Origin of the sequence: Pandoraea norimbergensis, from assembly GCF_001465545.3 — a bacterium.
GTDB lineage: Bacteria > Pseudomonadota > Gammaproteobacteria > Burkholderiales > Burkholderiaceae > Pandoraea > Pandoraea norimbergensis.
The window spans coordinates 5,253,770-5,267,290 of the sequence record NZ_CP013480.3 but is presented as its reverse complement, the minus strand read 5'-3'; the positions used below and the strand labels follow the sequence as shown (position 1 = coordinate 5,267,290).

General features: G+C 64.4%; 13 protein-coding genes. 7 read left to right on the top strand and 6 right to left on the bottom strand.

Features of this window, described 5'->3' with window-relative positions; translation table 11 throughout:
* Positions 1–20: 20 nt before the first annotated feature.
* Positions 21–1,742, bottom strand: coding sequence for a putative bifunctional diguanylate cyclase/phosphodiesterase (locus AT302_RS23025; protein WP_058375995.1), 1,722 nt, complete (start codon positions 1,740–1,742; stop codon positions 21–23).
* Between the two features lie 542 nt (positions 1,743–2,284).
* Between AT302_RS23025 and AT302_RS23020 the strand changes: the two genes are divergently transcribed.
* From AT302_RS23020 to AT302_RS23005, 4 genes are all read left to right on the top strand, one after another.
* Positions 2,285–2,815 carry a YfiR family protein gene (locus AT302_RS23020; RefSeq protein ID WP_058375994.1) on the top strand — a complete coding sequence of 177 codons (531 nt, stop codon included), beginning with the start codon at positions 2,285–2,287 and terminating at the stop codon, positions 2,813–2,815.
* A 92-nt stretch (positions 2,816–2,907) separates the two neighbouring features.
* Positions 2,908–4,233 (top strand): diguanylate cyclase domain-containing protein, encoded by a 1,326-nt coding sequence (locus AT302_RS23015; RefSeq protein WP_058379888.1) that lies wholly within the window; start codon positions 2,908–2,910, stop codon positions 4,231–4,233.
* Positions 4,234–4,374: 141 nt separating this feature from the next.
* Positions 4,375–4,983: an OmpA family protein gene (locus tag AT302_RS23010; protein ID WP_322788719.1), complete on the top strand. Its 609-nt coding sequence runs from the start codon at positions 4,375–4,377 to the stop codon at positions 4,981–4,983.
* 389 nt (positions 4,984–5,372) lie between these two features.
* Complete coding sequence (locus AT302_RS23005) at positions 5,373–6,623, top strand: SGNH/GDSL hydrolase family protein (RefSeq protein WP_058379886.1); 1,251 nt, start codon at positions 5,373–5,375, stop codon at positions 6,621–6,623.
* Positions 6,624–6,687: 64 nt separating this feature from the next.
* Here the strand turns inward: AT302_RS23005 and AT302_RS23000 are convergent, their stop codons facing one another.
* Positions 6,688–7,368, bottom strand: coding sequence for a 2-hydroxychromene-2-carboxylate isomerase (locus tag AT302_RS23000; protein WP_058375993.1), 681 nt, complete (start codon positions 7,366–7,368; stop codon positions 6,688–6,690).
* 251 nt (positions 7,369–7,619) lie between these two features.
* Between AT302_RS23000 and AT302_RS22995 the strand changes: the two genes are divergently transcribed.
* Together AT302_RS22995 and AT302_RS27745 are read left to right on the top strand one after the other, a co-directional pair.
* Complete coding sequence (locus AT302_RS22995; RefSeq protein ID WP_058375992.1) at positions 7,620–8,672, top strand: YeiH family protein; 1,053 nt, start codon at positions 7,620–7,622, stop codon at positions 8,670–8,672.
* Between the two features lie 135 nt (positions 8,673–8,807).
* Positions 8,808–8,978 (top strand): hypothetical protein, encoded by a 171-nt coding sequence (locus AT302_RS27745; protein WP_157125859.1) that lies wholly within the window; start codon positions 8,808–8,810, stop codon positions 8,976–8,978.
* A gap of 157 nt (positions 8,979–9,135) precedes the next feature.
* Here the strand turns inward: AT302_RS27745 and AT302_RS22990 are convergent, their stop codons facing one another.
* The 4 genes from AT302_RS22990 to AT302_RS22975 form a co-directional block, all read right to left on the bottom strand.
* Complete coding sequence (locus AT302_RS22990; protein ID WP_058375991.1) at positions 9,136–10,035, bottom strand: glycosyltransferase family 2 protein; 900 nt, start codon at positions 10,033–10,035, stop codon at positions 9,136–9,138.
* 20 nt (positions 10,036–10,055) lie between these two features.
* Positions 10,056–11,357, bottom strand: coding sequence for an O-antigen ligase family protein (locus AT302_RS22985; RefSeq protein ID WP_058375990.1), 1,302 nt, complete (start codon positions 11,355–11,357; stop codon positions 10,056–10,058).
* Between the two features lie 132 nt (positions 11,358–11,489).
* Complete coding sequence (locus AT302_RS22980; protein ID WP_058375989.1) at positions 11,490–11,837, bottom strand: hypothetical protein; 348 nt, start codon at positions 11,835–11,837, stop codon at positions 11,490–11,492.
* 102 nt (positions 11,838–11,939) lie between these two features.
* A complete protein-coding gene (locus AT302_RS22975) occupies positions 11,940–12,152 on the bottom strand; it encodes a hypothetical protein (RefSeq protein ID WP_058375988.1) in 213 nt (70 codons plus the stop codon).
* Between the two features lie 394 nt (positions 12,153–12,546).
* Between AT302_RS22975 and AT302_RS22970 the strand changes: the two genes are divergently transcribed.
* A complete protein-coding gene (locus tag AT302_RS22970; RefSeq protein ID WP_058375987.1) occupies positions 12,547–13,500 on the top strand; it encodes a LysR family transcriptional regulator in 954 nt (317 codons plus the stop codon).
* Positions 13,501–13,521 lie beyond the last annotated feature (21 nt).

Below are 13,521 nucleotides of genomic sequence, written 5' to 3'. Positions count from 1 at the left end.
AGGGCGGAGGCGGTGACGTTTCAGCGGCGTGCCCCGCTGCCTAGCGGTGCCACGATGTGATACAGCCCATGCATGTCGATGGGCCGTGCAAACCAGTATCCTTGGCCCTCGTCGCAGCCCAGTTCTTTCAACCGTTGTGCCTGCGCCTGTGTTTCGACGCCTTCGGCCGTCACGCGCAGTCCGAGCGAGTGCGCCATGGCAATGACCGCGTTCACGATGGCAAGGCTGGGCGGATGCACGAGCATGTCGCGCACGAAGGTCTGGTCGATCTTCAGCCGGTCGATGGGAAAGCGTGTGAGGTAGGCGAGGCTTGCGTAGCCCGTGCCGAAATCGTCGACGGCAATCTCCACGCCCATGTCGTGCAAAGCCCGCAGGGTGCCGACGGCGGCGCTGGAGTCACCCAGCAGCACCGTTTCCGTGATTTCGATTTCCAGATGCCGGGGTTCCAGCGCGTGCGCGAGCAATGCGCGCTCGACCATGCCCACGACGTCCTGCCGGGCAAACTGCTGCGCCGACACGTTCACGGAGATGCGCGGCAAATGGCCGCAGCGCCGCAGCAGTCGGCTCGCTTCCCGGCACGCGGTCTGTATCACCCATTCGCCCAACGGCAGAATCAGCCCGGAGGTCTCCGCAATGGGGATGAATTCTGCCGGACCGACGGCACCGCGCACCGGACTGCGCCAGCGCAGCAGCGTTTCTGCGCTGCGAATCTCGCCATCCGCCAGACTGACCTGCGGCTGATACACCAGATGCAGTTGCGAGTGCGCCTGCTCGTTCACGGCTACACGCAGCAGGCTTTCCAGCTCATTGCGCCGGCGTGCCTGAGCATCCATCTCGCTGCTGAAAAAGCGCATGCCGCCGCCACTGGCACTGGCCTCGGCGAGAGCAAGGTGGGCACGCCGCAGCAGCGTCTCCGGCGTGTTGCCGTGTTCGGGATAGCTCACTGCGCCGATGCTGGCGTCAAGGGCGACCGGGTTCTGGTCGACATCGGCCCATTGGGCGAGACGCGTCTGAATGCGCGATGCCAGCAGGCGGGCCGCGTCGCCGGTTTCGTTCGTCACGATGACGAACTGGCTGCTGCCGAGGCATGCCAGCGCGTCTTCCGGCCCGCTCGCCTCGCGCAGCCGCTCGGCGGCGATGCGTAGCGCGAGTTCGGCGGTGGGTGGGCCGAATGTGCTGCGCAGCTTGCGAAGGTGATCGAGTTCGACGAGCAGCACCGTCAGCCCGACCTGTTGGCGGGCGCAGCGATGGATGGCCAGTTCGAGCCGTTCGTTCAGCAGGGTCTGGTTCGGCAGGCGGGTGACGGGGTCGTGGTGGGTGACATACCAGAGCCGGGACGCGACCTGAACCTGTTGCGAGAGATCGAGCACGATGCCGACCCAGCGGCGCTCGCCCGGCGCGTGCTCCACACACGACAGCGCCAGACGAATCGGCAGCCAGCTGCGCACGTGGGTGAGCAGGTGCCACTCGTCGTCGTAAGGCACGTCTTCGTTGGGGGACAGGCTTGCTAGCGCGGGGAGGCGGCGGCGAGCGAGTTCCGAGGGATCGAGCAGGGAGAGGAAGCTGCGTTGACCGAGAAGGTGCTCGGGCAAATAGCCCGTCAGGCGGGTGAACGCCGTGTTCATGCGCTCGATCATGCCGTCGTCGTTGCAAACGAACATGGCATAGGGGGCACTGTCGAGCGCAGCGCGACTCAACTCGGCCTGTACGTCGGGCACTGGGCGCGGCACCGGATCGTTCATGATCGCGCGCGTCGAGCACCGGGAATGACAAACTTCCACAGCAGCATGCAACACCTCCCTGGCGTCGCGAATCTCTTGATTTTCGAGCGATCTGTGCCGCCCGATTTACCTTGTTTTTCAAAAGGTTATGTGCACCATTCTGCCACGGTAAAAGCGCGCGCGTGCAAGGGAAAATGCGGAGGCGGCGGGGCTTTCGGAAACGGGTTCGCGCGTGCATGCTGTGCGATGTCGGCAGGCGCGGGTGGCCTGTCGAAAATGGGAGGGGTGTGCCAACCGGGCCGGTGAAGGAAACCTTACCTGCCCGCTCGTTCATATGGCCTCGCACTCGGGGCTTCGGTATGATGCGGCCTGACTCGAATGGGGGCTGGCGGCACACCGCGGGATCGACATTCGGTGATTCGCAATTGTTAAGGACTACAGTGTTGTATTGCGTCTGCGCGTTGACGGGCAGCACGGCATCGAGGGGAAGGCACCCACAGCAGGTACCCCGGTTTGCACGTGTGCGTGTCGCGCTTTATTTTCTATGCCTGTGGTGGCTCGCCATGGGGTCCGCTGCTGCGCAAGCGCCGGGCGGCGGTGTTGCGTCAGGCGCTACCGCAGCACCGGCAGCGTCCGCGACGGCGAACACGCGCGAAGCCAACGTGCGGCAGGTGGTGCTGGGCATCATCAGTTTCACCCGCTGGCCCACCACGCCGGCCAAGGTGCGGCTGTGCGTGAGCGGCAACACCGACTATGCGCGCGATCTGCTCGCCGGCCCGTTGCCGAGCGCCGGCCTGCCGGTCGAGGCACAACGCCTGCCGGTGGGCGACCCCGCGGTTGCCACCTCGTGCGACGCCCTCTATCTCGGTGCCGTGAGCGACGCCGAACGCCGGCAAGTGCTGAGCAGTATCGCCGGCCACCCGATGCTCACGATCAGCGAGCGCAATGACTCGTGCACGCTTGGCACGATGTTCTGCCTGAACATCGACGCCGATCGTGTGACCTTCGACATCAACCTCGACACCGTCGCGCGCAGCGGCGTTCGTGTCCACCCCAATGTGCTGAAGCTGGCGCGCAAGCCGGGGACACCATGACGATCCAACGCCCCCCCATCCCCCCACCGACCGGCGCGCCCGACGCCCCCTTCATGCCGCAAGCCCCCCTCGCCGGACTGTCGTCGGCTGAGATGCCGGGCCATGCGTCCACCGACACTCACGTCAACGGCGCCTTGCACGAGCGGTCATCGTCCTCACCTGCGAGTGCCGCCGATGCGCCCGTCAGACGTCGCCGTCGGCCATCGCTGCAAGGTGTCTTGCGCCGCACTCACTTGCGTCTCGCTGTCTCCGCCGTGGTGCTGGCCGCTGTCTCGCTGACGCTGGTGGCGTGGATCGCGCTGCGTGTCTATGCCGAGAACAATCTGCTGCTGCTGGGCCGCTCGCTTGCCTACACCGTCGAGGCGGCGGTGGTGTTCGGTGACCGCGTGGCAGCGCAGGAAGCCATTGCCCTCATCGCTCATGAAGAGGACGTCGTGCAGGTGCGCGTGCTCGATGCGCGTGGCGCGCAATTTGCCCTGTGGCGGCGGCCCGATGGCGGCGCACTGGCGACGCTGGAGCGCGCCGTGGCCGACGTGGCGTTGCCGGGGCCGGTCACGCTGCCGATTCGACATGACGGCGACGTCGTCGGTCATATCGAGGTGCAGGGGCAAGGGCATCAATTCTTCGTATTCCTATTGAGTGGCGTGGGCGGCGTGCTGGCGTGTTTGCTGGTGACGTTTGCCGTGGCGACGGTGCTGGCAAAGCGCATGCACCGCGATATCGTCAAACCGCTGCGCGCACTGGCTGAAGTGGCGCACGCGGTGCGGCGCGAGCGTGCGTTTCATCAACGCGTGGCGGCCACGCCCATTGCCGAACTCAAGGAGCTGGGCGACGACTTCAACGCGCTGCTCGATGAATTCGAAGGCTGGCAGAACCACCTGCGTGCGCAGAATGCGACGCTCGCCCATCAAGCCAATCACGATCAACTGACCGGCTTGCCAAATCGGGCTTATTTCGAATCGCGGCTCGCGCAGGCGCTGGTCGATGCCCACGAACTGGGCACACACGTCGCGCTGCTGTATCTGGATAGCGACCGTTTCAAAGAGATCAACGATCACCAGGGGCACGACGCCGGGGATGCGGTGCTCGTGGCGATTGCCGAGCGCCTGCGGCAGCCGCTGCGAGAGGGGGATCTGGTGGCGCGTCTGGGGGGCGACGAGTTCGCCGTGATGCTGCCCGGCGTGCGCCAGACGTCGAACGCCGTGCGCCTCGCGCAGAGCCTGCTGGTCGCCATGGAAAAGCCGATTGCGCTGCCCGGTGGCGGCGAGATCGTCACGTCGATGAGTATCGGTGTGGCGCTGTACCCGACGCACGCCCCGGACGCCCCGGCGCTGTTGCGCGCGGCGGACGCCGCGATGTATCAGGCCAAGCGTGCCGGTGTCGGCACTTGGCATGTTGCGGAAAGCCCCAAGGGATAAGGTGGCGCGCAGCACCTAAGATGATCAGAACAAAGCAGCACACGCAGTACCGCAGTACCGCAGTAAGCGCAGCAACCAGAAAAATAAGCAGCACCATAAAGATAACGACGACCGGATTACACACCGCAATGGGGAATCACCTTGAACTTCGCAGTTGACACCACACAATCGCGCCCGGGCACTTCGCCGGTTCATGCCGGTATTGAAGGGGCCGCGCGTTTCATTTCGCGACACTTCACGCGACATCTCACACACTTGAGCACGCTTGGCCGTCGCCTGATCGTGCTGACCTGCCTGATCGGCGTCGGCGCGCTTGCCGGTTGCCAGACCACGCCGGTGCATGGCCTCACGGCGGAACAGATCGCCGCACTGAAGTCCGAGGGCTTTGTGCAGACGGATGAAGGCTGGGAGTTCGGCCTGTCCGACACGGTGCTGTTCGATACCGACAAATTCGTGCTGCGCGACGCCGCGCGCCAGACAGTCATGCGTATCGGTCAGACGCTCGTGAAGGTCGGTCTCGCGGAGGTGCGCGTGTACGGCTATACCGACTCGGTGGGCAGCGATACCTACAACGAACAACTCTCCGCACGCCGTGCCGATGCCGTCGCTGCTGTGCTGGTCGATTCGGGGATGCAACGCGCGGGGATTCAAGCCGTCGGCGCGGGCAAGCGCAACCCGGTTGCGGATAACAGCACGGCAAGCGGACGGGCGCAGAACCGGCGCGTGGCCATCGTGATTTCGACGCGCTGATTCACGCCGACGGGACGCGTCGGCAAGTCGCTTCATCGCGGCGCGGCACGCCGGGTCCGCCAGCCAAGGCTTGGCGGCTCGTGACGGCAGCCGCGTCGACCGGATGAAGTCGGTTTAGCTGCGCGGCGGTAAGGCAATGTAAGTCCTCGCTAAGTCCTTACCGGCGGCCACAATCAGGCACAATGGCGGCTATCGTCGGCGTGCCGTGGCGGAGTTGATCGTTGCTGCGCCGCCGTCATCGATGTCTCCGATGCCCCCGATGCCCCCGATGCCCCTGATGTCTTGATGTCTTGATGTTCCCGATACCGCCGATGCTCCGGTTTTCTCTCAAAGACGGTCTGCACCGCGTTCGCGCTGTCTTGTGCGTGCCCTCACTGCGCGCACGCCCCATGCTCTCCACGCTCAACGTTCTCGCGGCAACGGCCGCCCTGACGCTATGCGCGTCGCCCGCGATTGCGCAGAACACGCGCGTCGGCACATGGGCCACGGCACCTCAGGCGGTGGCGCAGCATCCCGCCGCGCCGTCGTTTAACCGGGCGCCGGCCGTTGGCGGCCGCACGGTGCGGCAGGTCATTTATCCTAGCCTGTCCGGTGGTGAAGTGCGGGTGCGCTTCACCAATGCCTATGGCACACAGCCGCTCGTGATCGAGCGGGCAAGCGTGGCGGCATCCGTGCGTGGGGCGGCGATCGATGTGTCGACATTGCGCGCGCTGACCTTCGGCGGTCAGCCGGTCGCGAAGATTGCGCCGGGCGCATCGCTCGAGAGCGACCCGGTCGCCATCACGGTTCGGGCGGGCGCGCCGCTGGCCATCAGCCTGTTCACGCGTGAGGCGCAAACGCCGACTACGTGGCACAAGATTGCCCAGCAGACCGCATTTCTCAGCGGCGCGGGCGACTTTGTCGATAGTGAAGCGCCGACCGCATTTCGTACCAAATTCACCAATACCCTGTGGCTGGCCGGCGTGAGTGTCGTGCCGGCGACACCGGCACACGCCATCGTCACCATCGGCGACTCGATTACCGATGGCATGCGCAGCTCGATCAATGCCAATCACCGCTGGCCTGACGTGCTGGCGCGCCGTCTCGACGCCGCTGGCCGGCGCGATATCTCGGTGCTCAATCTCGGCATCAGCGGCAACCGCCTGCTGCACGATTCGGCGTGCTACGGCGAGCGGCTCGTGGCGCGTTTCCGGCGCGACGCGCTGGAGCAGCCGGGCGTGCGCACGGTGGTCGTGCAGATCGGCATCAACGACATCAATTTCGGCTACGTGCCGCCGCACGCGGGCCTCGACTGCGACGTGCCACACGTGATCGTCACCGCCCCCGAGATGATCGCGGGTTATCAAACGCTGATCGCTGCGGCGCGTGCCCGAGGGGTGCGAATTCTGGGCACCACGATTCCGCCGGGCAAACTGCCGCCCGAGCGCGAAGCGGTGCGTGAGGCCGTCAATAACTGGGTGCGTACGGGCGGCGCGTTCGATGGCGTGATCGATTTCGACGCGGCGTTGCGCGATCCGGGGCAACCGACGCGGATGCTGCCGCGACTCGACAGCGGCGACGGCACCCATCCGAGCGACGCCGGCTATGCGGCGATGGCCGATGCGGTACCGCTGCCGCTGATACTGGGCGCGGGCAAGTAAGGCGGCGAAGTTACCTTCGCGCTACCTTCCTGTCAGTGCTGAACCGCAAGCGATAGCGCTTCGGTCAGCGCTCGCGCCGTACACCGACCGTGATTTGCTGCAAACGCGCGACTTCCGGCGAATGCAGCCACTCCGGGTGCGCCAGGCAGTGCTTGAGCAGCACCGTAGCGTCGTCTCCCCAGTACAACTCGCCGTCGCAGGCAAACGTCGGCACGCCGAAAACCCCGGCAGCAATCGCCGCCTCGGTGTTTGCGCGCAGCCCGGCCTTGACCTCGGGGGCGTCGGTGCGTGCCGCCGCGTCTTCCGGCGACAGTCCCAGCCGTTCACTCAGATCGCGCCAACCCGCTTCGTCGGTGACGTCGCGCCCTTCCGCCCAGATAAAGCGAAAAATCGTGCGCACCACCTCGTGCGTGGCCCCGAGCGCGACGGCCAGCCGCAAGACGCGAATCGGGTGGAACGGGTGAACGGGCGGCATGCGAAACGCAATCCCGTCCTGCTCTGCGCGAAATTGCGCCATGCGATAGGTGAAGATGCGCTTGGCGGGAATCTCGGCGGGCCCTTGCGTCTGCACATGGACGAGGATCGCCCCGAGCACGATGGGTTTGAGATCGATGGCGAGCGAGCGGGGCAGGGTGTCGAAGCGCTCGAACTGGAGATAGGCGAAGGGCGAGGAGAAATCGAAATACCAGTCGGCGTGGTGCGCTCGGGTAGCGGTAGCGGTATCGGTATCGGCAGCTTGCGACATGGGGCGGGTCTCCGGGTTTTTTGGGTTCTGGATGTCACGCAAAGCAGGCTTCGGAGAGTGTAGCGCAGACCCCTGCGAGTCACCCATCGGGGGCATTTCTCGCAAAGCGCTGCGGGAAAATCTAACGAATTCAGCGAGTTAGCCAGAATCCCCATAAATATCGGAAATATTTATATATCGTATCCGATATAACGATTTTTATTATTGAAGCGGTTTTCTTAGACTGGCAAGCATTCAAGAGGAGTGCAGCCATGACAACGAGAACCCACGACGCCCGCCCCGCTTCGGCATCCCGCCCGGATACGCTGGTGCCGGATCAACACAACCCGTGGGCCGGCCTTGTCCTTTCGACTGTCATCGCCTTTGTCGCCCTGCTGCTCGGCCGCCAGATGCCCCTCGTCGGCGGCCCGGTGTTCGGCATTCTGCTGGGCATTCTCGTTCGCAATATCTTCGCTCCCGGCGCACGCTACGAAGCCGGTATCAAGTTCGCTTCTAAGTACGTGTTGCAGTGGTCGATCATCGCGCTGGGCTTTGGTCTGAGCTTGTCGCAGGTGGCGCACACCGGTCTTGACTCGCTGGCCGTCACGGCCGTGACGATTACCGCGGCCGGTCTGTCGGCATGGGGGCTTGGCCGCATGCTGGGCGTCGGCGGCAAGCTCAAGCTGCTGATCGGTATCGGCACGGCGATTTGCGGTGGGTCGGCCATCGCGGCTGTCACCCCGATCGTCAAGCCGGACGACCACGAAACCGCCTTCGCCATTTCGACCATCTTCCTGTTCAACATCGCCGCGGTGGTGCTGTTCCCGATGCTTGGGCACATGCTCCATCTCTCGGACCTGGGCTTCGGCATGTGGGCCGGTACGGCCATCAACGACACGTCGTCGGTGGTCGCTGCGGGGTACAGCTACAGCAAGGAAGCCGGCGACTACGCCACGATCGTCAAGCTGACCCGCGCCACGCTGATCATCCCGATCTGTCTGACGCTGGCCGCTATCGTCGCCTACCGCGCCAAGCGCTCGGGTGCCGGCAACTTCAGTCTCGCCCGCATCTTCCCGTGGTTCATCCTGGGCTTTCTGGTGGCGTCGGGCATCCGTACGGCCGGTCTGGTGCCGCCGGTACTGCAACCGTGGATTCACGACGCAGCTGAGTTCCTGATCATCGTGGCACTGACCGCCATCGGCTTGTCGTCGAACCTGCGCCGCATGGCGTCGACCGGCATCCGCCCGATTCTGCTGGGTCTTGGGGTGTGGGCGGCGGTGTCGGTGAGCAGCCTTGCCGTGCAACTCGCGATGGGACAACTCTGAGCCAACGACGACGCCAAACTGGCTTAGGGCGGATCTGGTCCTAGGGCAGACCCGGCAGGCAAGCCGGAATGTGTCGCCTAGAATGCAATCACGCACCGTCGCTGACGGTGCGTGAAGCATTTCTGGGAGACGAATATGGCAACCTCGTTCGGAGAGATCTGGTACACGATCGGCGCACTGGCCGTCATTGCGCTGCTCGCGGGCATGGTGTGGGAGTTGGGGGTGTGGTGGACACGTCACCCCGACAACAGCGCCGTGCAACGCCTCGAACACGCCTGGGCCCGCATCCGGCATCCACGGCAATGAGTGAGCGCGGCAGCGACGGACGGACGCACTGAACGGCCCGCGCTGCCTGAAACGACCACGGCCGGCATATCAGCCGGCCGCGTGGGTGAGTGTGTTCTGCTTGCTGACGGCAAACCCCGGGCACCAGACCGTCAGGCCGCCATGAATGGCGCGAGGTTCAGGACTTGTCGAACTTCAGATGGCTCGGCACGTTCTTGTCCCAACGTGCCAGATCTTCCAGCGGATAGGGCTTGCCACCGTGCAGCGCGCGCTTGATGCGGCTCTTGCCGCTGGGCATCGGCACATTGGGCAGCGCATTGCCTGCCGGCGTGCCGGCGTGATCGAGATAGTCGCGCTTGAACTCCGCCTGCGTCATTCCCCACTTCATCAAGAACTCGCGGCTGCCGCGATTCTTGATCACACGGCCCGTCGAGCGGCAGCCGAAGTGATAGACCACGCTCTTGCCAACGATCCGGAAGGTACGGCAGCCGACCAGCCAGAGCTTCATCAGGAAGTCGTCGTCGCTGCTCATGCCCGGTCCGAACTCGATGCTGTAGCCCCCGACCAGATGCCAGAGACTGCGGCTCACCAGTGTGGGTTGCGTGGGCACGCCATTGACATCGCTACGGCCGAGTGACTTCGCGAAAGCCAGCAACGCGGCTTCGTCGAAGGTTTCGGTCGTGGTGCCGAAGTCTTGCGAGACCACTTGTTTGCTCACGCCCGCGTTGGGCTCGATCATCACCGACGACAGGTAATACACCGGTGTGTCGAGCGCACGGGCGGCCTCGATGAGGGCGGTGTCCCAGCCGGGGGTCACGAACATGTCGTCGTTCAGGAACAGCAGCTGATCGTGCGACGCCAGCGGCGCGAGCTGGTTGAGCGCAAGGCATACGCCGACGTTGCCGGTGCTGTGTGTATGGCGCAAGCCTTGCTCGCGTACCCAGGCAAGCGTGCCATCGCTGCCGTCGTTGACGTGGACCAGAATCTCGTGGGCTTCGCCCGAGTGCCGTCGCACGCTGTCGATACACAGCTTGAGGAACGGCAGGTTATTCCAGGTCGGGATCAGGATGCTTAGCATGGAGGGACTACGGCCTCGGGTTAGGAACGTTCGGCCGCAACGGCGGTGTCGCGTGGGCTGTCAGGATAGGCAAGCGCGGCCAAAAGCGCCAGCATCGTTGCGTAGAACGCCACGGTCACCTTCAGGTTGAAGGTCTCGACAGTCAGGCCAAAGACGGCGAACGCCACGGCGGTCATCAACCCCATCAGCGCTGCCCGTTGTTCTCGCCTGCGTGTTTGCAGGGCCCCGACGCGAATGAAAAAGTATGCCGGGCCGAGATAGACGCCGAGAATAGCCAGCAAACCGAGCAACCCGTAATCGGCGAAATACGCCAGGATCTGATTGTGAACCTCGCCCTTGCCGTAATCGGCCGCCATCGGGGTGAGATCGCCCGCCGCTGCCATCGCCGGCATGGCGTTCCGGTAACCGTGCGCCCCGAGCCCCGTCCACGGATTCTCGCGGATGAGCTTCACGGCGGTCTTCCACAATTCGAGCCGGATGCCGATCGACGTATCGGCCTGGCCGGCGTTCAGACTCGCAAGATCGGCGTGAATGTTGTTGAAGCGGTCTCTTACGGTGCTCGACAGGAAGGTGCTTGCCACTAACACGACGGCTACCCCTGCAATGATGGCTCGGCGCTTCAGGTTGGCCGAATGCGGTCGGCAAAGCAGCCAGATGACAAGCAAAACGGGTAACGCTACCCAGCCGCCGCGTGACTGACTCGCCCACGATGCGTAGCATCCGGCGGCCCCCCCGATCAGCTTGAAGACGACGAGCCAGAACCGGTCACGGGCAAGCCAATGAATCGACACGACCGAGAGCACGCCGAGCAGTAGCGCGATATCGCCGAAGTGAATGGGGTTGAGAAACGTGCTTTCCGCACGAGGGGCGAGCGTTTCGGCCGTCGAATACAGCGCCATGAAGGCTGCCGAGATGGCGCCCAGTCCGAAGGTCAGATCGATCCACCGGGGAATAATCGACGCAATATGGCGCAGGCCGAGAAAGACCAGCACGGCGAGCAGAAAACGAGCCGGGGAATCGAGCGTATTGGCGACCACGTCGCGGTGCAGCAATTCGACGAAAACGACCGCGACGATCGGCAGACACAGCGAGGCGACGAAGACGTTGAAGTATGGGCCTGCCGGGATGTCGGGCCGCCCCCTGGCGCACTTGCGCATCGCGAAAAGCGAGGCTGCACCACAGGCGACGATGAGGAACACCACGGTATTACCGCCACGCGGAACGACGAGCGCGGCAGCGGGGAACAGCAGTATGAGAATGCCGACAATCGTGGCAAACAGATGCCGACCGGGATTGCGGGTCGGCGCATGGGCCTTGCTCATTGGATACCTGGCAGACTTCGTCAAATAAAACTGCACGAAGTATGCCAGAAATGGCGGGGGGAACCGGCCTTTACGTGCCCCGGTTTGTGAAGGCGCAACAAGCCGTCTCGCCGAGGCCTGCCGCGTCTTGACTCAGAGGTTCATCGCCCCCAGCACACCGCACAGGTGCAGCGCGACATGGGTCCATGCGGCTTCGTCGTAGGAATCGCCCTCGCGGGCCTGCCGTTGCGCTGCGTGAAACACGCGCCACATGGCGGCGGCGCTCGATGGCGTCCCGCCCGCCAGTTGATATTGGCGTTGCAGCGCCTCCGCGAGCCAGGGTTGCTCTTGAGCGCAGGCGTCGGCGTAGGCTTCGACCGCGATGCGGGCGAAGGGATCGACCGCGGGATCGAGCACGACTTCCTGGCGCGCTGCCATTTTCGGCACGGCGGACAGGGCGTGGCTGTGGGCGGCGGCCTGGCGTGTGTGGTGGTGTTTCATGTCGGTCTCGTCTCGTTGGCCGCACCGGACGTTCCGGCGCGGGCTTCCTTACGTGGACTCAAGTTGACTCATGTGGACCCGGTCGCCCGTTCGCCCGTTCGGTCACTCGTTTTCCATGTCGCGGATGAACAGCATCGCCGCGAGCTTGGCCTGATCAATACTGGCGAACGTGCGGCCGTCCATCGGCCAGACATCCACCAGCACGGCGTAATTGCCGGGCCGATCGGCCTGCATGATGCGAATGTAGTGCTGGCGGAACACGCAACGCGCGAGTTCCACTGTCGGATGCGGACGGCGAAAATGGGCTGATGACATGACAGTCTCCAGGGAATCGGCCCTCCGGCCTCGACGGGCCGTTACCTGAATTCAGCAAATCTCATGCCATGCGTCTCGAAAATCTTAACTATTTGATTTGTAAGGCGTGACGCGGTGGGGAGGGCAACCGCCCCCGCCGTAACCTTGCTAAAACGTTACGGAAACGAAACATCGCCGGAACGCGGGACGTAACAAGCGACGGTTGCCCGGCTTGATTGGCTTGATCGGCTTGGGTGGCCGGATCGGATTGACTGGCTTACGCGGCACCGTGGCGGCGTGTGGTATTTGTGTTCCACTAAAATGGCCAGATACGCGGGTCGACGTCGCAAATTTCGGCGCCTTCCTGCGGCCCGCCAATGACTTCGCTCCCGGACACTCTTCTTCGCCACGCTGCATGAACCTTCGCTTTCTCGAAACCTTCGTCTGGCTCGCCAAGCTGCGCAATTTCCGCCTGACCGCCGAACGGCTGCACACCACGCAGGCGGGCGTCTCGAGCCGGATCGCGTCGCTCGAACAGAGTTTCGGTGTGCGCTTGTTCGACCGTAGCGCGCGCGAGGTCACGCTGACGGCCGCCGGCCAGAAGGCGCTCGCGTACGCCGAGCGCATCGTCATGCTGGGGCAGGAGATGAAGCGCGAGCTCTCCGACCCCGACATGCCGCCGGGGGTGCTCAAGATCGGCGTCGTGGAGTCGATTGTTCATAGCTGGTTTCCCGATCTGGCGGCCCGGATTCACCGGGAGTACCCGCAACTCGAAATCGAGGTCACCAGCGAGACGACCATCAACCTGTGCAAGCAACTCGAAGCGGGTTCGCTCGATTTGGTGTTGCAGACCGACATGCAGCACGGCACGGGCATCGATAACCTGCCGCTGGCGGAATTCCCGATGCGCTGGGTCGCCAGTCCCAAGCTCAACCTGAAAGGCGAGACGCTCGACGTGGCCGACCTCGCGGCCTTTTCGCTGGTGAGCTTTTCGCGCAACTCGGGGCCGCACAAGACGCTGGAGCGGATGTTCTCCGTCGCGGCCGAGCGGCCGGTGCGGGTGCACTGCATGACCTCGGTGGCGGCGATCATCCGGCTGGTGGTCGACGGCTTCGGTGTTGCGATGCTGCCGCCCGCCATCATCCAGCGCGAACTGGGCGAGCACAGCCTGCATTTGCTGCGCGTGAACGCCAATTTCCCCAATTTGCCGCTGGTCGGCTCCTTTCGCACCGGCGCACTGCTCGCCGAGAACGTCGCTCGCCTCGCGCAACGCACCGCGAGCGAGTTCGCGCTCAACATGGGGCCGGATATCGCCATTCCGCCCGCCGCTGCCATGACGGCCCCGGCCTGGGGCGACGCAGAGTCCTGAGGACCCCGGTGGTTGCCCGGC

Bases quoted from the DNA above. Each gene is read 5' to 3' on its own strand.
- AT302_RS22995 (WP_058375992.1), top strand. From the start codon at position 7,620: ATGACAACGAGAACCCACGACGCCCGCCCCGCTTCGGCATCCCGCCCG.
- AT302_RS22985 (WP_058375990.1), bottom strand. From the start codon at position 11,357: ATGAGCAAGGCCCATGCGCCGACCCGCAATCCCGGTCGGCATCTGTTT.
- AT302_RS22970 (WP_058375987.1), top strand. From the start codon at position 12,547: ATGAACCTTCGCTTTCTCGAAACCTTCGTCTGGCTCGCCAAGCTGCGC.
- AT302_RS23025 (WP_058375995.1), bottom strand. From the start codon at position 1,742: ATGAACGATCCGGTGCCGCGCCCAGTGCCCGACGTACAGGCCGAGTTG.
- AT302_RS27745 (WP_157125859.1), top strand. From the start codon at position 8,808: ATGGCAACCTCGTTCGGAGAGATCTGGTACACGATCGGCGCACTGGCC.
- AT302_RS22980 (WP_058375989.1), bottom strand. From the start codon at position 11,837: ATGAAACACCACCACACACGCCAGGCCGCCGCCCACAGCCACGCCCTG.
- AT302_RS23020 (WP_058375994.1), top strand. From the start codon at position 2,285: ATGGGGTCCGCTGCTGCGCAAGCGCCGGGCGGCGGTGTTGCGTCAGGC.
- AT302_RS23015 (WP_058379888.1), top strand. From the start codon at position 2,908: ATGCCGGGCCATGCGTCCACCGACACTCACGTCAACGGCGCCTTGCAC.
- AT302_RS23000 (WP_058375993.1), bottom strand. From the start codon at position 7,368: ATGTCGCAAGCTGCCGATACCGATACCGCTACCGCTACCCGAGCGCAC.
- AT302_RS23005 (WP_058379886.1), top strand. From the start codon at position 5,373: ATGCTCTCCACGCTCAACGTTCTCGCGGCAACGGCCGCCCTGACGCTA.
- AT302_RS22990 (WP_058375991.1), bottom strand. From the start codon at position 10,035: ATGCTAAGCATCCTGATCCCGACCTGGAATAACCTGCCGTTCCTCAAG.
- AT302_RS22975 (WP_058375988.1), bottom strand. From the start codon at position 12,152: ATGTCATCAGCCCATTTTCGCCGTCCGCATCCGACAGTGGAACTCGCG.